The 20,435-nt window shown below is 73.4% G+C and carries 16 protein-coding genes and 1 pseudogene; 9 read left to right on the forward strand and 8 right to left on the reverse strand.

Annotation, left to right across the window (positions count from 1 at the left end):
* Nucleotides 1-42: 42 nt before the first annotated feature.
* Nucleotides 43-987 (reverse strand): LysR family transcriptional regulator, encoded by a 945-nt coding sequence (locus ACFWUY_RS22990; protein WP_384111809.1) that lies wholly within the window; start codon nt 985-987, stop codon nt 43-45.
* Between the two features lie 89 nt (nt 988-1,076).
* Here ACFWUY_RS22990 and ACFWUY_RS22995 point away from each other — a divergent pair, with 89 nt between their 5' ends.
* Nucleotides 1,077-1,997 carry a zinc-binding dehydrogenase gene (locus ACFWUY_RS22995; protein ID WP_384111812.1) on the forward strand — a complete coding sequence of 307 codons (921 nt, stop codon included), beginning with the start codon at nt 1,077-1,079 and terminating at the stop codon, nt 1,995-1,997.
* Complete coding sequence (locus ACFWUY_RS23000) at nt 1,994-2,986, forward strand: alpha/beta hydrolase family protein (protein ID WP_384111815.1); 993 nt, start codon at nt 1,994-1,996, stop codon at nt 2,984-2,986. The genes ACFWUY_RS22995 and ACFWUY_RS23000 overlap by 4 nt, the downstream gene beginning before the upstream one ends.
* Here ACFWUY_RS23000 and ACFWUY_RS23005 read toward each other — a convergent pair.
* Nucleotides 2,943-3,194 (reverse strand): Tn3 family transposase, encoded by a 252-nt coding sequence (locus ACFWUY_RS23005; RefSeq protein ID WP_384111817.1) that lies wholly within the window; start codon nt 3,192-3,194, stop codon nt 2,943-2,945. The genes ACFWUY_RS23000 and ACFWUY_RS23005 overlap by 44 nt on opposite strands.
* Between ACFWUY_RS23005 and ACFWUY_RS23010 the strand changes: the two genes are divergently transcribed.
* Nucleotides 3,160-3,306, forward strand: a complete 147-nt coding sequence (locus tag ACFWUY_RS23010; protein WP_384111821.1) for a DUF397 domain-containing protein — start codon at nt 3,160-3,162, stop codon at nt 3,304-3,306. The genes ACFWUY_RS23005 and ACFWUY_RS23010 overlap by 35 nt on opposite strands.
* Nucleotides 3,307-3,339: 33 nt before the next feature.
* Here ACFWUY_RS23010 and ACFWUY_RS23015 read toward each other — a convergent pair whose 3' ends face one another.
* Nucleotides 3,340-3,801 carry a hypothetical protein gene (locus tag ACFWUY_RS23015; protein ID WP_384111824.1) on the reverse strand — a complete coding sequence of 154 codons (462 nt, stop codon included), beginning with the start codon at nt 3,799-3,801 and terminating at the stop codon, nt 3,340-3,342.
* A gap of 150 nt (nt 3,802-3,951) precedes the next feature.
* Nucleotides 3,952-6,843 carry a glycoside hydrolase family 3 C-terminal domain-containing protein gene (locus ACFWUY_RS23020; RefSeq protein ID WP_384111827.1) on the reverse strand — a complete coding sequence of 964 codons (2,892 nt, stop codon included), beginning with the start codon at nt 6,841-6,843 and terminating at the stop codon, nt 3,952-3,954.
* A 352-nt stretch (nt 6,844-7,195) separates the two neighbouring features.
* Between ACFWUY_RS23020 and ACFWUY_RS23025 the strand changes: the two genes are divergently transcribed.
* From ACFWUY_RS23025 to ACFWUY_RS23045, 5 genes are read left to right on the forward strand one after another with little or no spacing between them, the layout of a single operon-like run.
* Complete coding sequence (locus ACFWUY_RS23025; RefSeq protein WP_384111830.1) at nt 7,196-8,899, forward strand: Tat pathway signal sequence domain protein; 1,704 nt, start codon at nt 7,196-7,198, stop codon at nt 8,897-8,899.
* Nucleotides 8,900-8,901: 2 nt separating this feature from the next.
* Entirely contained in the window at nt 8,902-9,948 is a 1,047-nt protein-coding gene (locus ACFWUY_RS23030) for an ABC transporter permease (RefSeq protein ID WP_384111833.1), read from the forward strand.
* Nucleotides 9,945-10,913 (forward strand): carbohydrate ABC transporter permease, encoded by a 969-nt coding sequence (locus tag ACFWUY_RS23035; protein WP_384111836.1) that lies wholly within the window; start codon nt 9,945-9,947, stop codon nt 10,911-10,913. Before ACFWUY_RS23030 ends, ACFWUY_RS23035 begins: the two co-directional genes overlap by 4 nt.
* A 54-nt stretch (nt 10,914-10,967) precedes the next feature.
* Complete coding sequence (locus tag ACFWUY_RS23040; RefSeq protein WP_384111839.1) at nt 10,968-13,052, forward strand: beta-galactosidase; 2,085 nt, start codon at nt 10,968-10,970, stop codon at nt 13,050-13,052.
* The gene (locus ACFWUY_RS23045) at nt 13,049-15,250 is read left to right on the forward strand and encodes a glycoside hydrolase N-terminal domain-containing protein (protein WP_384111842.1); all 2,202 of its coding nucleotides are present in this window, start codon (nt 13,049-13,051) and stop codon (nt 15,248-15,250) included. Before ACFWUY_RS23040 ends, ACFWUY_RS23045 begins: the two co-directional genes overlap by 4 nt.
* Nucleotides 15,251-15,338: 88 nt before the next feature.
* Here the strand turns inward: ACFWUY_RS23045 and ACFWUY_RS23050 are convergent, their stop codons facing one another.
* From ACFWUY_RS23050 to ACFWUY_RS23060, 3 genes and pseudogenes are all read right to left on the reverse strand, one after another.
* Complete coding sequence (locus ACFWUY_RS23050; RefSeq protein ID WP_384111848.1) at nt 15,339-16,388, reverse strand: LacI family DNA-binding transcriptional regulator; 1,050 nt, start codon at nt 16,386-16,388, stop codon at nt 15,339-15,341.
* Nucleotides 16,389-16,601: 213 nt separating this feature from the next.
* Nucleotides 16,602-17,633, reverse strand: coding sequence for a zinc-binding dehydrogenase (locus ACFWUY_RS23055; RefSeq protein ID WP_384111853.1), 1,032 nt, complete (start codon nt 17,631-17,633; stop codon nt 16,602-16,604).
* A gap of 38 nt (nt 17,634-17,671) precedes the next feature.
* A pseudogene (locus ACFWUY_RS23060) lies at nt 17,672-17,794 on the reverse strand (mandelate racemase/muconate lactonizing enzyme family protein); the annotation flags it as partial.
* A 241-nt stretch (nt 17,795-18,035) separates the two neighbouring features.
* On the opposite strand from ACFWUY_RS23060, the gene ACFWUY_RS23065 reads away from it, so the two are divergent.
* The gene (locus tag ACFWUY_RS23065; RefSeq protein WP_384111858.1) at nt 18,036-18,806 is read left to right on the forward strand and encodes an IclR family transcriptional regulator; all 771 of its coding nucleotides are present in this window, start codon (nt 18,036-18,038) and stop codon (nt 18,804-18,806) included.
* 343 nt (nt 18,807-19,149) lie between these two features.
* Here the strand turns inward: ACFWUY_RS23065 and ACFWUY_RS23070 are convergent, their stop codons facing one another.
* Nucleotides 19,150-20,427 (reverse strand): ROK family protein, encoded by a 1,278-nt coding sequence (locus ACFWUY_RS23070; RefSeq protein ID WP_384111861.1) that lies wholly within the window; start codon nt 20,425-20,427, stop codon nt 19,150-19,152.
* Between the last annotated feature and the right edge of the window lie 8 nt (nt 20,428-20,435).

Consider the following 20,435-nt stretch of genomic DNA (forward strand, 5'->3'; position numbering starts at 1 on the left):
AGCTCGATGCCGCGTCCGGGCCGCTCCACAGGCCTTGCAAGGTCATTCTGATCCGGGACCGGGACCGCTCGCCGGTGGCTCGGGCAGCCAGTCGCGGGTCGGGTCGTACTCCAGCCATCGGCTTCGCCCTGCTTCCTCGGCGCAGGCGGCGGCGAGGCCGTTCAGGCCCGGGTGCCCGTTGCCGGTGCGCCAGAGCAGCGACCAGGCGTACAGCGGCGTGGGATCGACCAGGGGGACGGAGCGCAATCCGGTGACCTCCGGCAGCGGCACATCGGCAGGAAGCAGCGAGAAGCGTCGCGGGTCCTGCGCCACCTCGGCGAGGAAATGGGAGAGCCCCAGGTTGACGCTCGTGGCTGTGCTCCGGATGCCGAATCGGTCGGCGAACCGATGGAGGAAGTCGAGCCGGTGCAACGCGCCGGGTGCCCACAGCACGCTGTCGCGCAACTGGTCCGGCCGCAGTGCCGGTTCGGCTGCGAGCGGATGGTCCGCGCTCAGTACGGCGTCCACCGGTTCGAGGCGGACGAGACGGTGGGCAAGGCCGGCGGGCAGCGGGGGGTGGACCCGGCCGAAGGCCGCGTCGATGTCGCCGTGCAGCAATGCCGTCGTCACCGACGGAAGATCGCGCCCGTGCCCCGACGCCAGCTCTCCGGCCCGCCCGGCGACCCGGGCCAGCGTCCGCATCGGCGCGTAGAGGTGTCCCCAGACGTCCACCCGCAGCGGACGTTCCTTGCCGACCACCGCCGCGACTGCGGTGTCGGCGGCGGCCACGACCTGCCGGGCAGGTGGGAGGAAACGCCGGCCGTCCTCGGTGAGGCGTACGCCGTTGCCACCGCGCTGGAACAGTGCGGTACCGAGCAGAGATTCCAGCCGCGCGATCCTCTTGGACAGCGCCTGCTGAGAGATGGCGAGCGTCCCGGCCGCCCGCCCGAAGTGCAGCTCCTCGGCGGTGCGCACAAAGGCACGTACCTGCGCCACGTCGAGATCCATGGTTCCCACCATAGGCGACAACCACAAGTTGTTGGCCTTGCCTGTTCGTTGTTGGATCATGGGGTGGCCGCGGGGGTTGCATCCTCCGCATGCAAAGACTGATTCCTACGGGAGAAGCGGCGTGCCCGGTCACCTTCGCCGAAGTCCCCCAGCCCGTGCCTGAGCCCGGCGAGACACTGATCAAGGTCGAGGCGTTCGCCCCGAACCGGGGCGAGACGTTCCTGCTCGAACACCCCCGGCCGGGGGTACTGCCCGGCAAGGACGTCGCAGGGCTCGTCGTACAGGCGGCAGCCGACGGAACCGGCCCCGGCGTCGGCACCCGCGTGGTCGGGCATCCGGCGCAGGGCGGCTGGGCGGAGTACGCCGCCGTGCCCACGCACTCGCTCGCGGTCCTCCCGGACAGCATCGACAGCGTACGGGCGGCTGCCCTCCCGCTGGCCGGGATCACCGCCCTGCGGCTGCTGCGTACGGCCGGTTCCCTGGCCGGCCGACGGGTGCTCCTGACCGGCGCCTCAGGCGGCGTCGGCCACTACGTCACCGAGCTGGCCATCGGTGCCGGAGCCGACCTGACCGCGGTGACGGCCACGCCGGTGCGTGGCGAGCGGCTTGCGGAGCTGGGCGCGAACGTGGTGCACGAGGTCGAGGCGGCTCAAGGGCCGTTCGATGTCGTGCTGGAGTCCACGGGCGGGCCGGATCTGCCGCTCGCCCTGTCCAAGGTGCGCCCGGGCGGCACGCTCGTCTGGTTCGGCCAGGCGAGCCGCACCCCGGTGACCCTCGACTTCTTCCACCTCCTCGGCGGGCCCGAGCGCGTCACGATCCAGCACTTCCACTACGCCGGCGCCCCGTACGGCTCCGATCTCTCAGCCCTGGTGAATCTCGTGGAACAGAGCCGGCTGCACCCGGAGATCGGCCGCATCACCGACTGGGCACAGACCGCCGACACCCTGGTCGACCTGCGAGAGCGCCGGATACGCGGCAAGGCCGTCCTGCTGACCGGAGGAACACGATGAGCGCCACCGACTTCGCCGCCGCCCAGTGGACACGCGCCACCGGCGCGGGAGTCGACCCTCACGAGTACCGGCGCGTCACCGCGGGCCTCACCTCCGTCGCCGACTGGGGCCCGGCCTTCCTCCGTACCGGACACGGCTACCTCCAGCTCGCGGAAGACACGGGGTCGTTCCTCTCCGCGGGGGAGTACCTCCTGACGGCGGCCCGGTGGTTCCACCTGGCCACCCTGGCGCCGTACGCGGACGCGTCCGGTGCCGCCGCCGAGGCGGACCACGCCCTGAGCAGGGCGCTCGCCGTGCTGGAGCCCGGTGCGCGGCGGGTGAGCGGCGAGGGATTCACCGGCTGGCTGCGCGGCCCCGCCGACGCACCGGGGACCGTGGTCGTCGTCCCCGGCCTGGACTCGGCCAAGGAGGAGTTCCTCGATCTGGCCTCCGCGCTACTGGCCAGGGGCCTCGCGGTGTTCGCGATGGACGGCCCCGGGCAGGGCGTGCTCGCGGCCACCACGACCTTCGTACCGGACTACGAGCGGATCGTGGGCCGGGTCATCGACGCCCTCGGCGTCGCACGTGTCGGACTCGTCGGCCTGAGTCTGGGCGGCTACTTCGCGGCCAGGGCCGCTGCCCTTGAGCCGCGCGTGGCGGCCGTCGCCACCGTCAGCGGGCCCTTCCGCCTCGACTGGGAGGAACTACCCCCGCCGGTAAGGGACATCATGGCCGGACGCACGGGAGGTGCCGATACTGCCCGCGAGTTCGTACGTCACGTGGACCTCGCCGCCCTGGCACCCCGCATCGCGGCCCCGCTGCTGGTCGTGGACGGCGGCCAGGACATCATCCCCGGAGTGACGAACGGCGAGGCCCTGGCCCGCCTGGCGCCGCGCGGCAGCTACCTGTCCGTCCCGCACGGCGACCACCTCCTCGGCAACGCGCGGTCCGACTGGATGCCCCACCTCAGTGACCACTTCGCGCACACCCTGACGGGAACACCGGCATGAACCGCTTCACCGAACCGAGCGCGGGCCGGCCGGGTGGGGTGTCGTCCGGGCGGTACAGGCGGATGCTGCCGATGTTCTTCGGCCTCGGCAGCAGGCGGAAGTTGGGCAGTTCGGTGGACGCGAACCCGACGACGCTCGCGCCGTGTGTGTCCACGTAGTCGGACTCGATCTCGGTGTCCGCGCGGTGCCGCAGCAGGCCCTCGATCATCGCCGTCGTCCCCGTCCGCGACTCGAAGGTTCCGGCCGGTCCGGCCCTCGCCGTCTCCGCCGCCTTCGCGGTCTTCGTCGACTCGGTCAAGGCGCGGCGGTCCGGCGTCTGAGGAACGAGGGCGGGGCGACCCGGGGCGCCGTGGTCAGCGGTAGTCGTCCGGGTGGCCCTGCATCCACGTGTTGATGAAGTCGCGGGTGCCGATGAGCAGCTTCTCGTGCTTCTTCAGGTTCTCGTAGGAACTGTCCCCGGCCAGTGCCTTGTTGAGCTCGGTCATCTTCTGGATCGGCTCGGGGAAGTGTCCGGGCCCCTTGGGGTCTGCCTTCATCGCCCCGTCCAGCTCCTGGAGTTCCTTGTGGACGCGGCCGAGGAAGTAGGCGCAGTCGGTCGCGCAGGAATCGTTGAGTGTGGCCTGGAGAGTGGCGAAGGCGTCACGGACCTTCTCGCCGGAGGCGGGGGCGAGTTCGCCGGTCGGAGTGGGGGTGGTCGCCGCCCCCGCGCCCTCCGCCGGACGGTCGGGCTCAGGGGCCGTACCGCAGGAGACGGCCAGGGCCGCCAGAGTGACGGCGACCAGCGCGGCGCGTCGTACGGACGTCTTGTCGATCATGTGGAGCCCTCCCCGGTGTCATGTACCGGGCGACCCTATCCCGCGCGTGATCAAGGCCCGGCACCGGATGGCTTCGGTGCCGGACCCCGGTGAGGTGTCCCGTCGGGAGGAGACTGGCGGGACACCCCGTCGTCGCGCTTCTCCGGACCCTCAACCGGAGAAGGCGACGTGCGCGAGGCGCACCGGCCCGCGCAGCTCGACGCGGAGGTCCGTCACGTCCCGGACGTGACAGGCCGCACCCACGGTGGTGTAGGCGTACGGGCCGTCCGACGGCCCCACCGTGACGCCGGCCAGGGCGGTCGTCCCGTCGGCCGTGAAGAACGCCAACTCGCCCGTCCCCGAGGCCGTCACGGCGACCTCCGTGACGCCGTCGCCGAAGTCGCACGCACGGTAGAGCAGGGTGCCGGGCACGTCAGGGGCCGCCGGAGCCACCGCGTCGCCCGAGACCTTCGTACGGTCCACGATCACCGTGCCCGACTGCTCGTCGTAGTCGGCGGCCGCGAGGCCCGCCACCAGGACCGGGCGGGTACCCGGCGCCTCGCCGGCCACCTCGACGCGGACCGTGCGGCGTACGTCCGCGCTGGACGCGCCCGCCTGGAACTCGTACGGGCCCGCCTCCACGACCCACCGGCCGCGGGTCACGTCCCAGAAGCCGAGCGCCGCCACCGGCACCTCGAAGGACAGCCGGGCCGAGGCGCCCGGCGCGAGCCGCACCCGCTCGTGGGCGACGAGTTCGCGGTGCGGGCGCGGGACGGAGGGCGCCACCGCGCGCGCGTACACCTGGACCACCTCGTCCGACGCGACGGCGCCCGTGTTGGTGACCGCGCAGCCGATCCGTACCGTCTTCCCGCCGACGGACGCCGACAGTTCCCCGTACCCGAAGCTCGTGTACGACAGTCCGTGCCCGAACGGGAAGAGCGGCGTCCCGTCGAAGTACAGATACGTCTGGCGCCCCCCGATCACGTCGTAGTCGAAGAGGTCGGGCAGGTCCGCGTCCGCCGCGTACCAGGTCTGCGGGAGCCGCCCCGCGGGGGAGACGTCACCGGCCAGGACCCGGGCCAGCGCCGTGCCCGCCGCCTGACCGCCGTGCGCGGTCCACAGCAGGGCCGGGAGCGTGGCGGCGGCCTCCGGCACCGCGTACGGGTAGGAGGAGACCAGGACGAGGGCGGTCCGCGGGTTCGCGGCGTACGCCGCCCGCCACAGCCGCTCCTGGTGGGCGGGCAGGTCGAGCGTCGTACGGTCCTCGGTCTCGCGGCCGTTGACGTGCGGGTCGTTCCCGGCGACGACGACCACCACGTCCGCCCCCGCGGCGGCCCGGGCGACCGCCTCCTCGCCCCGCTCGACGGTCTCGACCGAGAACACCGCGGCGGATTCCCGGCCGGCGGCAACCTTCACGCCGTCGGCGGCGACAGAGACGTAGCCACCCGTCCCCAGGTGCAGAAGGAGGTGCCCGGTCCCGTGGTCGCCGTCCCCGTCGCCGCCGTCGCCCTCGGCGGATTCGAGCCGGAAGGTCTCCTGGACCACCCAGCCGCCCGGCTCGTCCGCCGAGGCGCGGACGAACCCGTCCTCGGCGACCGACAGGTACCGGCCGTCGGGGGCGCGCAGGGTCAGCACCCCGCCGCCCCAGTCGATCAGGGCCAGTTCCGAGCCCTCGGCGTCGGCCGTGAGCGGCGGAAGGTCGGTGCGGCCCGCGACCAGCGCCGGGTCGAGCGCGCCCTCCGCACCCCGTACCGGGCCGGCCGCCCCGCTCTCCGGCACCCGCAGCAGGGTGCCGGACGCGGTGCGCAGCCGGATCCGGTCCACCCCCTCGGCGAACGTCACCCGGTCCGCGCCGAACCGTTCCCGCAGCCCGTCGAGCGGCGAGGACCGGTGCAGCAGCGCACCGCTGTACCAGTCCAGCTTGCAGGCGTCCCCGAGCAGCCCCACCACGGCGATCCGCCCCGGCCGCCCGAGCGGGAGCAGCGGCCCCTCCTCGCCCACGGGCTCGTTCCTGAGCAGGACGACCGCCGCCTCCGCCGCCTCCAGGGCCAGCTCCCGGTGCTCGGACGTGTCGAACCGCCCCTCGTCCGCGTACGGACCGGAGTCGGGATCGAACTCGCCGAGCAGACACCGCACGGTCAGCTGCCGCCGTACCGCCCGGTCCACGTCCTCCGGGCCGATCAGGCCGCGTTCGAGCGCCCCGCGCAGCCGTTCCAGGACGATCGAGGCGTCCGTGCCGTGGTCGGTGAAGGAGTCGACCCCGGCGCGCAGCGCCGCCGCCACGGCCTCCTCGTGCGTGGCGAAGTACCCCTGGGAGTCACCGAGGTTGGACGGCGCTCCCGCGTCCGAGCAGACGAACAGCTCCTGGTCCGTCCAGCCGCGCAGCTCGTCCTCCAGGTACGGGGAGAGGTGGTTCGGGCGCCCGTTGACCAGGTTGTACGCGGGCATCACCCCGGCCACCGCGCCCGCCTCGACGGGGCCGCGGAAGGCCCGCAGGTCGTACTCGTGGAGCACCCGGGGCCGTACGGAGGCCGAGGAGGTGTCGCGCGCGGTCTCGTTGTTGTGGGCCAGCCAGTGCTTGAGGACCGGTGCCGTGCGCCAGTGCACGGGGTGGTCGCCGCGCAGCCCCCGGGTGTACGCGGTGGCGATCGCGGCGGTCAGGGCGGGGTCCTCCGCGTACCCCTCCTCGCCGCGTCCCCACAGCGGGTTGCGGAGCAGGTTCACCGTGGGCGCCCAGACGTTCAGGCCCGCCCGGTCGTCCTTGGCGCGCATCGCCCGCACCTCGCGGGAGACCGCCTCGCCCACCCGGCGCACCAGCTCCGGGTGCCAGGTCGCGCCCAGGCCCACGGACTGCGGGAACACCGTCGCGGGACCCAGCCAGGCGACGCCGTGCAGGGCCTCCTGGCCGGTGCGGAAGGCCGCGAGGCCGAGATGGTCGACGGCGGGCGTGAACTGGTGCAGCAGGGCGAGGCGTTCGTCGGCGGTGAGCCGGTCGAGCAGGTCGTCGACGCGCCGGGCGACGGGGAGGGCCGGGTCACGGAAGGGCGGCCGGTGTGCGGTCACGTGCGAGTCCCTTGGCAGAGGAGGGCGGATGTCGGCAGGGGCGAGGATTTCGAAGCGCTTCGATGCTCCGGTCGGGAAGGGCGGGTGTCAAGGCGTGCGCCACGAGCACTCCCCTTCCCTCCACGGCTACTTGGGAAGAGTGGACAGGACGCGAAAACCCCGAGTTTCTCGGGAACGACTCTTGCCGCGCCTGTGACGTTCACTTAACCTCGCAGCAATATCGAAGCGCTTCGACTCGAACCGTCGACGGCGCCGGGGATACCGCCCCGCCCGCACCACCTCCACCACCGCAGCCGGCCGGCACCTCGACGGTCGCCGTATGTCCTGGCGCGTGCCATGAAGGGTTGACGCAATGACGCCGAACGCCGTCTCCACGGGCTCCCGGAGAACCACCCCGAGCCGGAGGGGTTTCCTCGCCTCCACCGCCGTCGCCGCCGCCGCGGTGGCCGGCGGCGCCCCCCTGCTCGCGGCCTGCGGTGGCGGCGGGACGGACACCGGGAAGAAGGACGGCACCACCACCGGCAAGGACGCGGCGAAGCTCCTCCCCGCCTTCGTCGCGAGCACCGTCGTCGCCCCCGACATCGCACCGAAGAACGGCTCGGCGGCCGGCTTCACCCGCGCCATCCCGAGCGCCGAACTCAAGGCCTCCGTCCCCGCCAAGCGCGGCAAGAGCGGCGCCCTCACGATCATGGCCCCGTTCTGGGGACCGCCGCCCGCCCCCGACAACCCGTACTACCAGGCCATGAACGAGGCCATCGGCGTCCGCGCCACCTGGCAGAACCAGGACGGCAACGTCTACGACCAGAAGCTCGGCGCCGTCCTCGCCTCCAGCGAGATCCCCGACATGGTCGTCGTCCCCGGCTGGAACCTCGGCGGCAAGATCCCCAGCGCCGTCGACGCCAAGTTCGAGGACCTCGGCCCGTACCTCGCGGGCGACAAGGTCAAGGCCTACCCCAACCTCGCGGCCATCCCCACCGACGCCTGGCAGCGCTCGATCTTCGGCGGCAAGCTCCGCGGCCTGCCCATGCCGGCCTCCTACGTCACCAACATCGCGCCCTTCTACCGCAAGGACGTCTTCGACGCGAAGGGCTGGCAACTCCCCAGGACGGCCGACGAGTTCCTCGCCCTCGCCAAGGAGATCACCAGCGCCAGGGCCAAGGTGTGGGCCTGTGGCGACATGACCTGGACCGCCTACAGCATGTTCGGCGTGCTCAACGGCGGCGACAAGGCGCTCGGCTGGCACCTGGCCGACGGCAAGCTGATCAACCGCATCGAGACCCCTGAGTACCTCGAAGCGCTCGAATGGACCCGCAAGCTCTTCGACGCCGGCGTCGTCCACCCCGACGAGAAGGCCCAGAACCAGGGCGACGCGGGCAACCGCTTCACCGCAGGACAGTGCCTCATCTACAACAACGACCTCTCCCACTGGTACGCCAAGACCTCCGAACAGGCCACGCAGAACCCGAAGTTCGCCATGGCCGCCATGGACATCCCCGGCCACGCGGGCGGCCTCCCGAAACTGTGGGCCACCAACCCGGCCAACATCTGGGCCTTCGTCCGGAAGGGCAGCTCCAAGGCGGTGATCGAGGACGCCCTCGCCGTCGCCGACTTCACCGCCGCCCCCTACGGCACCAAGGAACGGATGCTCACCGACTACGGGGTCGAGGGCGTCCACCACACCGTCAAGGACGGCCTGCCGGTCAAGACCGACAAGGGCAACCAGGAGGTCAGCAGCTCCTGGATGTTCGTCGCCAGCCCCGCCCCCTACATCGCCCACCCCGACACCCCCGACGTCACCCGGGCCATGATCGAGTGGCAGCAGCGCATGGGCGCCGTCACCTCCAAGTCCTCCTTCTACGGCATGACGGTCACCGAGCCGTCCCGCTGGACGGGCCTCATGAACGACTTCGAGCAGCTGGAGAAGGACATCGTCCGCGGCCGCAAGAAGGTCTCCGACATGCAGCAGGCCGTCTCCGAGTGGAAGACGAAGGGCGGCGACCAGCTCCGCGACTGGTACAAGAAGCTCCTCGACGCCAACGGCTCCGCGGCGAGCTGACCGTGAGCACGCTCGACACCGAGAGGGCGGACCCGGCGGGACGGTCCGACGCCGGCCCGCCCCCGCGCGGCCACCGCCTCCGGGACCGGCACCGCGACCGCCGCCGGAGCCGTACCGACGGGCGCGTCCCGCTCGGCCGGCGGCTCCGGCGCGACCGGACCCTCCTCCTCATGACCGTCCCGGCCCTCCTCCTGGTCACCGTCTTCCACTACGTCCCCATCCTCGGGAACGTCGTCGCCTTCCAGGACTACGACCCGTACGTCTCCACCAACGGCGTCACCGCCATCCTGGAGAGCCCGTGGGTCGGCCTCGCCCAGTTCGAACGGGTCTTCTCCGACCCGGGGTTCTGGCACGCCGTCGAGAACACCCTCGTCCTCTTCCTGCTCCAGCTGGTCCTCTTCTTCCCGGTGCCCATCGCGCTCGCCCTGCTCGTCAACAGCGTGCTGCGCCCCCGGGTCAGAGCGGTCGTCCAGGCGATCCTGTACCTGCCGCACTTCTTCTCCTGGGTGCTCGTCATCACCGTCTTCCAGCAGATCCTGGGCGGCGCCGGCATCATCGCGCAGACCCTCCGGCAGCACGGCCACGAGGGCTTCGACCTCATGACCGACCCGGAGGTCTTCAAGTTCCTCGTCACCGCCGAGGGCATCTGGAAGGACGCCGGCTGGGGCGTCATCGTCTTCCTCGCCGCGCTCGCCGCCGTCAACCAGGACCTGTACGAGGCCGCCGCCATGGACGGGGCGAACCGGTGGCGCCGCATGTGGCACGTCACCCTGCCCGCCCTGCGGCCCGTCATCGCGCTGCTGCTCGTCCTGCGCGTCGGCGACGCCCTGACCGTCGGCTTCGAACAACTGCTGCTCCAGCGCGACGCCGTCGGACCGGGGGCCGCCGAGGTCCTCGACACCTTCGTGTGGTGGACCGGTCTGCGCAGCCAGGACTTCAGCTACGCGGCCGCCGCGGGGCTCGTGAAGGGAGTCGTCGGCCTCGTGCTGGTGCTCTCGGCGAACAAGGCCGCCCATCTCATGGGCGAGCAGGGGGTGTACCGGAAATGACACGGCACCCGGAAGTGACACGGCACCCGGAAACGCGGCACCCGGAAGCGGCACGGCACCGCACCTCGTGGTGGGCGGCACCCGCCCGCCCCGTCTGGGAGGAACCGCCCGGCAGAGCCGGCCTCGCGGCCAAGGGCGCGGTCCTCGCCCTCGCCTGCCTCGCCGTCCTCTTCCCGCTGTGGATCGTGGTGGTGACCAGCCTCTCCTCCAAGAAGACGATCACCGAGACCGGCGGTCTCGTGGTCGTCCCCAGGGACATCACCTTCATCGCCTACCAGGAACTCCTCAGCGGCGGCCAGGTCACCCGCGCCGCCGTCGTCAGCGTCCTCGTCACCCTGACCGGCACCCTCTTCTCCATGGCCGTGTCGGTTCTCTGCGCGTACGGGCTGTCCCGGCCCGGCTCGTTCGGCCACCGCTTCATCCTGCTCACCCTGATGGCCACCATGTTCTTCGGCGCCGGCCTGATCCCCACGTACCTCCTCGTGCAGACCCTCGGCCTCACCGACACCTATCTCGCGCTGATCCTCCCCAGCGCCGTCAGCGTCTTCAACATCCTCGTCCTGCGCGGCTTCTTCATGGGCGTCTCACCCGAACTCATCGACAGCGCCCGCATCGACGGCGCCGGCGACCTGCGGATCCTCTGGCAGATCGTGATGCCGCTCTCCCGGGCGGTCATCGCCGTCATCACCCTCTTCTACGCGGTCGGCTACTGGAGCGCCTGGTTCAACGCCTCCATCTACCTCAGCGACCAGAACATGATGCCGCTGCAGAACGTCCTCATCCAGCTCGCCCAGAAGCAGGAGATCCCCGTCGGCCTCGGCCAGGCCGTCAAGGCGGGCAACCTCTCCGGGCTCGCCGTCCAGATGGCCGTCATGGTCCTCGCCCTGCTGCCCGTCGCCGTCCTCTCGCCCTTCGTCCAGAAGCACTTCAGGAAGGGCATGCTCACCGGCGCCGTCAAGGGCTGATCCCCGCCGTCAAGGGCTGACCCCCGCCCCCTCCCATCCTCTACGGAGAGTCCGATGCCGAGCCTCGACGACGTGACCCGGCCGCCCGGCCACCCGCCCCGCATCCTGTACGGCGGCGACTGGAACCCCGAGCAGTGGCCCGAGGAGACCTGGGCGGAGGACGTCCGGCTCATGCGGCGCTCCGGCGTCGGCTCCGTCACCCTCGGCGTCTTCTCCTGGTCACGCCTCGAACCGACGCCGGGAGCCCGCGAGTTCGGCTGGCTCGACCGGCTCATGGACCTCACTCACGAGAACGGCATCGGTGTCGTCCTCGCCACCCCCACCTCCTCGCCGCCGCCCTGGATGGGACGCCTCCACCCCGAGACGCTCCCCCGCGACGAGGACGGCAGGACCGAGTGGTGGGGTTCGCGCCAGCACTTCTCCCATTCCAGCGAGGTCTACCGGAGGTACGCGGCCGCGATCACCGAGGACCTCGCCGCCCGCTACGCCCACCACCCGGCCCTCACCATGTGGCACATCAACAACGAGTACTGCACCCACGACTGGGGCGACGAGGCCGCCCGCACCTTCCGCCGCTGGCTCCAGGACCGCCACGGCACCCTCGACGCCCTCAACACCGCCTGGGGCACCGACTTCTGGAGCCAGCGGTACGGCGACTGGGCCGAGGTCCTGCCACCCCGCCGCGCCCACTACCTGAGGAACCCGGCGCACGTCCTCGACTTCCGCCGCTACACCTCCGACCAGCTCCTGGAGTGTTACCGCGCCGAGCGCGACATCGTCCGCCGCCACACCCCGCACCTCCCGGTGACCACCAACTTCATGCCGTTCTGGTCCGGCCAGGACGGCTGGGCGTGGGCGGCGGAGGAGGACCTCGTCTCCGTCGACGTCTACCCCGACCCGCGGGACCCGGCCGCCGGCCAGTACAACGCGATGATCGGCGACCTGACCCGCTCCCAGGCGGGCGGCCGGCCGTGGATGGTCATGGAGCAGGCCGCCGGAGCGGTCAACTGGCGGGGCGTCAACCACCCCAAGCCGTACGGGCTCAACCGCCTCTGGGCCCTCCAGGCCGTCGCCCGCGGCGCCGACGCCGTCTGCTACTTCCAGTGGCGCCAGTCCCGGCAGGGAGCGGAGAAGTTCCACTCCGGGATGCTCGGCCACGCGGGGGAGCGGGGCCGCGTCTTCCAGGAGACCGTCCGCGTCGGCGAGGACCTCGCCCGGATCGGCCCCCGGGTCGCGGGCACCCGCGTCACCACCGACGTCGCCGTCCTGCACGACTGGAACTCCTGGTGGGCCGGCGCGCAGGAAGGGGCGCTCTCCACCCGGGTCGACCACGCCGAGATCGTCCGCGCCTGGCACCGCGCCCTCTGGGACGCCCACCTCCCCGTCTCCTTCGCCCACCCCCACCACGACCTCACCGCCCACCGGCTCGTGGTCGTCCCGCACCTCTACCTCCTCGACGACACCGCGATCGACAACCTCCTCGCGTACGTGCGCGGCGGCGGCACCCTCGTCTGCGGCTTCCTCACCGGCATCGCCGACCAGGACGACCGGGTCCGCCCCGGCGGCATGGACGCCCGGCTCAGGGAACTCCTCGGCATCGACCTCCTCCAGGAGTGGTGGCCCCTCGACGAGGGCGAACACGTGGAGTGCGGCCCCCTCGCGGACGGAGCCGGAGGCGAGCGCCACGGCGCCTTCCGGGGCACCCTCTGGTCCGAGGAGCTCACCCCCGCTCCCGGGGCCGAGACCGTCGCCGTCTACCGGGGCGGCGAACTCGACGGACTGCCCGCCGTCCTCCGCAACGGCCGTGCCTGGTACGTCTCCACCCTCCCCGAAGCCGAGGGCCTCCGCGCGCTCCTCGCCGCCGCGGCCCACGGCGCCGGCGCCCGCCCCGTCCTCGACGGTCTGCCCGGGGGCGTCGAGGCCGTCCGCCGCGGCGACCTCCTCTTCCTCCTCCACCACGGACACGACCCGGTCACGGTGCCGCTGCCCGGCCGCCACCACGAACTGCTCACCGGAACCACCGTGGAGGGGGCGGTGAAGCTGGAGCGGTACGGAGTGGCGGTCCTCGCGGAGCACGGTCCCGTGCCGGACCCGGTGCCGGACGCCGGGCCGGACTCCGTGGCGGGGGAGCTTCCGTGATCCACGGCACCTGGGAACCCGCGCCCGCGACCCGCTGGGAGGACGCCTTCCTCGTCGGCAACGGCCGGCACGGCGCCCTCGTCCACGGCGACCCCGTGGACGACCGGGTGATCGTCACCCACCACACCCTCGTACGGCCGAACAACCCGCCCGCCGACACCGAGCCGCCCCGGCTCGCCGCCGCGCTCCCCGCGCTCCAGGACGCCCTGCTCGCGGGGGACCCGACAGCCGCCGAACGGTTCACGGACGGGCGTCCGCTGCGCTGGGTGCGGCCCTTCCACCCCGGGTTCCTGACCCGCGTGCGGAGCGCGCCCGGCACCCCGGCCCTCCCCGTGCGGCGGTCCGTGGACTTCACCACCGGGGTGGCCGGCTCCGTGTGCGGGGAGCGGCGCGGCGAGGTCTTCGTCTCCCGTGCCGACGACGTCCTCGTCCAGTACGTCACCTCGCCGGGGCCCGTCGTCGAGATCGACCTCGACCACCGGCTGCCCGGCGTCCCCGCCGGCCTCGGCGCGGGACGCGGCGTCACCACCGCCCGCGGCGAGACCGTCCTCACCCTGCGGGCCCGCTATCCGGACAGCCCGCTCGGCTACACCGGCCTCACCCTGCTGCTCACCGACGGCGGACGCACCACGGTCACGGCCACCGGCGTGCGGGTCGAAGGGGCGGGACGGCTCCTGCTCCTCACCCGGGTGCGGAGCCACGCCGGAGACATCGACACGACCCGGGAGACGGCGGCCCTGCGGGCCCTCACCGGCGGCCCGGCCTCCGGCGACCTCGCCGCCCTCCACGCCCGGCTGCTCGCCCGCCACACCGCCCGGCACGCCGCCGCCTACCGGCGCGTCACCCTCGACCTCGGCGCCGACGAGGCGGAGCGGGCCCTCCCCGGCTCGGCCCTCCTGCGCCGGCCGGAAAGCCCCGCCCTCCTCGAACGCCTCTTCGCGGCGGGCCGCTACCACCTGCTGTCCGCCTCCGGGACGCATCCGCCCCGCCTCACCGGACTCTGGACGGGGGAGTGGGACACGGCCTGGTCGGGGGCGTTCACCACCAACGCCAACCTCAACCTCCAGACCGCGTCCGCCGTCGCCGCCGACCTCCCGGAGGTGACGGCGGCCCACGCCTCCCTCGTCCACGGACAGGTCGACGACTGGCGGGAGAACGCCGAGGCCGTCTTCGGCACCCGGGGCGTCGTCGCCCCCTCCCACACGGACGGCGTCTCGGGACACACGTACCACTTCAGCCGCGAGTACCCCCTCCACCTGTGGACCGCGGGCGCCGACTGGCTCCTCAAGCCGCTCCTCGACGACGAGGAGGCGAACGGACGGCGGGACCCGAGGACCTCGGCGGTCCTCGCCGAACTCGCCCTCTTCTACGAGGACTTCCTCACCCGCACCGGACCCGACGGGCGGATCGCCGTCGTCCCCTCCTACTCCCCGGAGAACCGGCCGCGCGGAGGGAGCTGGGGAGCCGTCAACGCCACCATGGACATCGCCGCCGCCCGGCACGCCCTGCGTGCCGCCGCCGACCGCGCGCCGGCCGGGGACGCCGACCGCCTGCGGGCGCTCGCCGACCGGCTCCCGGAGTACCGGGTCAACGACGAGGGGGCACTCGCCGAATGGGCCTGGCCCGGACTCGGCGACCGTTACGACCACCGGCACCTCAGCCACCTCTACCCGGTCTGGCCGCTGGACGAGATCAACCCGTACGACACCCCCGCCCTGGCCAGGGCCGCCCGGCGCGCCCTCGAACTCCGCGGCAGCGAGAACGACTCGGCCCACGGCCACCTCCACCACGGTCTCGTCGCCGCCCGGCTGCGGGACGCGGCCCGCACCGGCGCCGCCCTCGACCGGGTCCTCACCGGCGACTACTTCCACGACTCCCTGATGAGCGCGCACTACCCGGGGCGTGACGTCTACAACGCCGACGCCGCCCATGCCCTGCCCGCGCTCCTCGTCGAGGCCCTCGTCCAGTCCACCCCCGGACGGCTCGTGCTGCTGCCCGCGCCGCCCGCCCGCTGCCCGCGCGGCCGCCTCACGGGCGTACGGACCCGCTTCGGCGCCCGGCTCGACCTCAGCTGGTCACCGGGGGCGTACCGCGCCGTCCTCCGCCCCGGAAGGGACGCGGAGATCGACCTCAGGACCCCGGCGGGGGCGACCCGTCTCGCCCTGCGCGCGGGCGAGGCGCGAACCGTCAGCTCCTGAACGGGAGCGGCGCGAACCGTCAGCTCCTGAGCGGGGGGCGGCGCGGGCCGTCGGCTTCTCGGGGCGTGCGGGGCGTGCGGCGCGGCCGTCAGTCCCTCGGTGCGTGCGGCGCGGGCGGTGGGCCCGAGCTGTCGCGGACGGTCAGCTCGGGGGTGAGGAGTTCGGGCGTGAGGAGTTCGGTCCCCACGGCGTCCGCCCCCTCCGGCCCGGTCAGGCGCGCGACGAGCCGCTCCACCGCCCTCCGGCCCAGCTCCTGCGCCGGGATCGCCACCGAGGTCAGCGCCACCGAGGCCTGGGCGGCGATCTGATCGGCGCAGACCGCGACCACCGACACGTCCTCGGGCACGGCCCTGCCCGTCCGCCGCAGCAGCGCGAGCAGCGGCTCGACCGCCGTCTCGTTCTGTACGACGAAGGCACTGGTCCCCGGACGTTCGTCGAAGATCCGGGCGAGCACGCCCGCCACGGCGTCGTGGCCGCCCTCGCACGGCCGGTGCAGCAGCCGGACGCCCAGTTCGGCCGCCCGCTCACGGAGCCCGCGCAGGGTCCGCTCGGCGAAGCCCGTATGCCGCGCGTAGACCCCCGGGGACTCGCCGATCACCGCGATCTCGCGGTGCCCGAGGCGCGCCAGGTGCTCCACGCACAAGGCTCCGGCCGCCGCGAAGTCCAGGTCGACGCAGTTCAGGCCGGTGGGGTCGGCGGGCATGCCGACCAGGACGGCCGGCGGCCCCGCGGCGCGCAGCACCGGCAGCCGCTCGTCGTCGAGCTGGACGTCCATCAGGATGACCGCCTCGGCGAGACCGCTGCCGGTGACCCGGCGGAGCGCCGACGGCCCCTCCTCGCCGGTGAGGAGCAGCACGTCGTAGCCGTGGGCGCGGGCGGCGGTGGCGACGGCGACCGCGATCTCCAGCATCACCGGCACGTACATGTCGGTGCGCAGCGGCACCATCAGCGCGATGATCCGCGAGCGGCTGCTCGCGAGCGCGCGGGCGCCCGCGTGGGGCTGGTAGCCGAGCTGGTCGATGCTGGCCCGCACCCGCCGCCGGGTGGGATCCGAGATGGGCCGCTTGCCGCTGAGGACATAGCTCACCGTGCTGGCCGACACTCCGGCGTGCCGGGCGACCTCGGCAAGCGTGACCATCCGTTCTCCCCGCGGGCCGTGAACTGAGGTGAATCGCTTCGACGCCACCTGTCGAAAGCCGTCGAACAATTGCTTCGGCAGCTCAGCGAGACCGTAACGCGGCCGTGTTGACGTGTCCAGAGAGACGGCTCAAGAAGATCGAAGCGCTTCGACATCGGGGGCGTCCGCCGACAAGTCGACGGGGAAGCGGCGGAGTTCGCCCGGCCGCCCGGCTCAGGGGCGCAGGAGGACCTTGCCCGTGTCCGGGTCGCCGCCGCCCACCAGGGCGAGCGCCTCGCCGAACCGTTCGAGCGGGAACTCGTGGGTGATCAGCGGGGCCGGGTCGAGCAGTCCCAGGGAGAGGGCGCGCACGGCGTCGACCCAGGCGGCGGACGAGGCGCCGAAGACGCTGCGGATCTCCAGCTGGCTGACGGACAGGTGGACCGGGTCGATCCCGGTGGCCCCCGCCGGGAACATGCCGGTGAGCACCACCCGCCCGCCCCGGCGGGCGAGCAGACAGGAGGAGGCGGCCGTGGTGGGCGCCCCCGCGGTCTCCACGACGAGGTCGAAGCGCCCGCTCCCGCCCTCCGCCCCGCGCGGGGAGAGGGCCAGGCTCGCGCCGAAGTCCAGTGCCCTGCGCGCCCGTTCGGCGCGCGGGTCGACGACGGCGAGCTCGGCGGGGGAGGAGGCGGCGAGCCACTGGACGGCGAGCAGACCGAGCGTCCCCGCGCCGACCACGGCGATCCGCTCCCCGGGGCGGGGCCGCCCGGCCCGTACCGCCGCGGCCACGACGGCGGCTGGTTCGAGCAGGGCCGCGGCCCGGAGGTCCACCCCGTCCGGCAGCGGGTGGAGCAGCCGGGCGGGTACGAGAAGGTGGTCGGCGAACGCGCCGGGTTCGGTGAACCCGGTCTCGGCGTACCCGGCCGTGCACAGACTGGTCTCCCCGTACCGGCACCGCTCGCACCGGCCGCAGGTCCGGAAGCCCTCGGCGACGCACGGCCGGCCGAGGAGCGCGGGGTCGGTCCCGGGGCCGACCGCCTCCACGGTGCCGGACCACTCGTGGCCGGGGACCACCGGGTAGCGGACGTACCCCGGGGCCCGGTGGCCCTCGTACAGCTCGCGGTCGCTCATGCAGATCCCGGCGGCGGCGACCCGGACCCGGACCTCTCCGGGGCCGGGCCCGGGGATCTCGCGCCGCACCAGCCGGTGGGTGCCCGGCCGTTCGACGAGGATCGCGCGGCCCGGGGCGGCGGTTCCGGTACTCACTCCGGATGCCTCTTCTCCCGGCTCTTCTCCCGGCCGCCGGTGCGGCCGGGCATCCGGGCCCCGCCGGCCCCGGTCGGCCCCTCGTCGGTGTGGACCGGGACGTAGACGGGATCGCGCCAGGGCGTACCGACGGCATGAGTGGTGATTCCCGTGATGCGCACGGTGGTTGCTCTCCCGGGGCGGACGCGGATGGGTTGCTCGAGCTCCCGAATGGCGTTCGGTGGACCGGCGTGACCGTAGGCAGCGGCCCGCCGGGGTGTCAATGGGAGCGCGTCCACCCGGCCCACCCCGGGCGGAGCCCCGGCCAAGTCGTTGCCGGGTCAGGGGCGCGCCGCTAGTCTCTGTTCGCGATTTCGATCGTGGAACGATATTTCGAACACTCAGAAGCGAGGTGGGGGACTCATGGGACGACTCGTTCCGGCGGTGACCAGGGCATTCGACGTACTGGAACTCTTCCTCGAGGGCGACGGGACGCTCTCCGCCCCGGAGATCACCCGCAGGCTCCAGCTGCCGCGCACCACCACCCACGAGCTGGTCACCACCCTGACCGCACGCCACTACCTCGTGCCGGTCACGGAACAGCCCGGCCGCTACCGGCTCGGCGTCCGCACGTACCAGCTCGGCAGCCGGTACGCCGAGCAGCTCGACCTCGCGGCCGAGGGCCACCAGGTCGCCCGCGAGGTGGCCGACACCTGCGGCGAGACCGTCCACGTGGCCGTCCTCGAGGACACGGACGTCATCTACATAGCCAAGGTCGACTCCACCCACGCGGTACGGATGGTCTCCGCGACCGGCCGCCGGCTGCCCGCCCACTGCACCGCCGTCGGCAAGATGCTGCTCGCCACCCTCCCCGAGGCCGAGCTCGACGAGCGGTTCGAAGGGCGCGAGCTCACCGGTATGACACCCCGCAGCCTCACCGACCCGGACGCGCTGCGGGCCGCGCTCGCGGAGATCCGGATCCTCGGCGTCGCCGTCGAGCAGCAGGAGTCCAACCCCGACGTCAGCTGTGTCGCCGCGCCGGTCCGCGACCGCTCCGGCCGGGTGGTCGCCGCGCTCTCGGTCTCCGTACCGGTGCACCGCTGGACCGAGGACCGGGAGAACGAACTCACCGCCCTCACCGTGCAGGGCGCGAACCGGCTGTCGGAGCGCCTCGGCCACCGGGCTGTCCGCTGAGGCGGGGAGGGGGAGGGGGAGGGGCGGGGGTCGGTGACCGGTGTCCCGGTGGCCCGCCGACTGCCGGCCCGGTGACCGGCTGACCGGTGCCCCGGTGACCGGCCTTCCGGTGGGTGGCCTCCGACCCGATGGCCTGTGGCCCCGCGCGCGACCCGCCTGGGCGGCGGGTGGCGGGTGGCGAACGGCCGGGCGGTTCGGAGGTCCGCCCGGCTGCCGTGCGGGCCTGGCGGCCGCCGGAGCCGCGCCGCCTGTCACGCCGCCCGTCGCGCCACCGGAGCGGCGGCTGCCGGGGGGCGGCCCCTCGGGTCGGGTCCTCGGGCCGGCCCTCCGCCTCGGCCGGCCCTCACGGTCGGCCCTCCGCGCCCGCCGCGCGCCCGCCGTCCTTCCGCTCCCGTGGCTGGCGCATCCGGCTGACCGGCCCGAAGACCTCCCGGTCGTCGAGGAAGCCCTCCAGGGCGAAGGCGGCCGCGCCCCGGGTGACCGCGTTGTGCGGGACCGCGCTGCGCCGCAGGGTCGCCGCCCCGTGCGGCAGCGGCAGCGCGTGCCGGGTGACCGCCTCGTACGTGGCGCTCAGCAGGCGCTCGCCGAGCAGGTCGACGACCTGGTTGCCGAGGACGAGGACCCGGGGGTTGAGCAGATTGACCAGATTGGCCACGGCCGCGCCCAGGTGACGGCCGGTCCGCTCGACGACCTCGTCGGCCGTCGGGTCCCCGTCGGCCACCGCGCGCGCCAGGGCGGCGACCGTGGCCGCGTCGTCGGGACCGGCCGCCCGCTCGTCGTCGGGCGCCAGCTCGCGCCAGGTCCGAGCGATCCCCCGGGTGCTGACGTACGCCTCCACGCAGCCCCGGTTGCCGCAGGTGCAGAGCCGGCCGTCGATCGCGAGACAGGTGTGGCCCCATTCGCCCGCGCTGTTGGTGAACCCCCGGTAGAGCTGGCCGTCGATCGCGATCCCCGCGCCGACACCGGCCCGCAGGGTGAGCACCACCAGGTCGTCCGCCTCCCGCCCGGCGCCGAACCACAGCTCGGCGACGGTACTGGCCCGCAGCGGGTTGTCGAGCCGGAGCGGCAGCCCGAGGCGCTCGTCGAGCAGGGCGCGCAGCGGCACCTCGTGCCAGGACCAGTACGGCGAGAAGGAGGAGACCCCGCCCTCGTGCTCCACCATGCCCGGCACGCTGACGCCCACGCCGAGCACGCGCGCGCGGGGCACTCCGGAGACGCGCAGCAGTTCCTCGACGCACTCGGCGAGCCGCTCGACGACGTCGGCGGGCCGGACGTCGCCCGGGGGGAGCGGGCGTTCGACGGAGTGCCTGACCTCCAGGGCCAGGTCGAAGAGTTCGGCGTGGACGGCGGTCTCGGCGATGTCGACGCCGACCAGCGCGCCCCGGTCGGCGTTGACCGCGAGCCGCGCGCGGGGCCGGCCGCCGCTGGAGTCCTCGTGGCCCGCCTCGACGAGCACTCCGGCCTCCAGGAGTTCGGAGGTCAGGTTGGCGACGGTGGCGAAGGAGAGGCCGGTCGCGGCCGCGAGGTCCTGACGGCTGACGGCGTCGGATCCCGCGTAGAAGCGCCGCAGGACCTCGAAGCGGTTGAGACGGCGAATGTCCTGCGACGTCCGCTTGATCATGGATGCTG

The organism is Streptomyces sp. NPDC058664 (genome assembly GCF_042716635.1).
Taxonomy (GTDB): domain Bacteria; phylum Actinomycetota; class Actinomycetes; order Streptomycetales; family Streptomycetaceae; genus Streptomyces.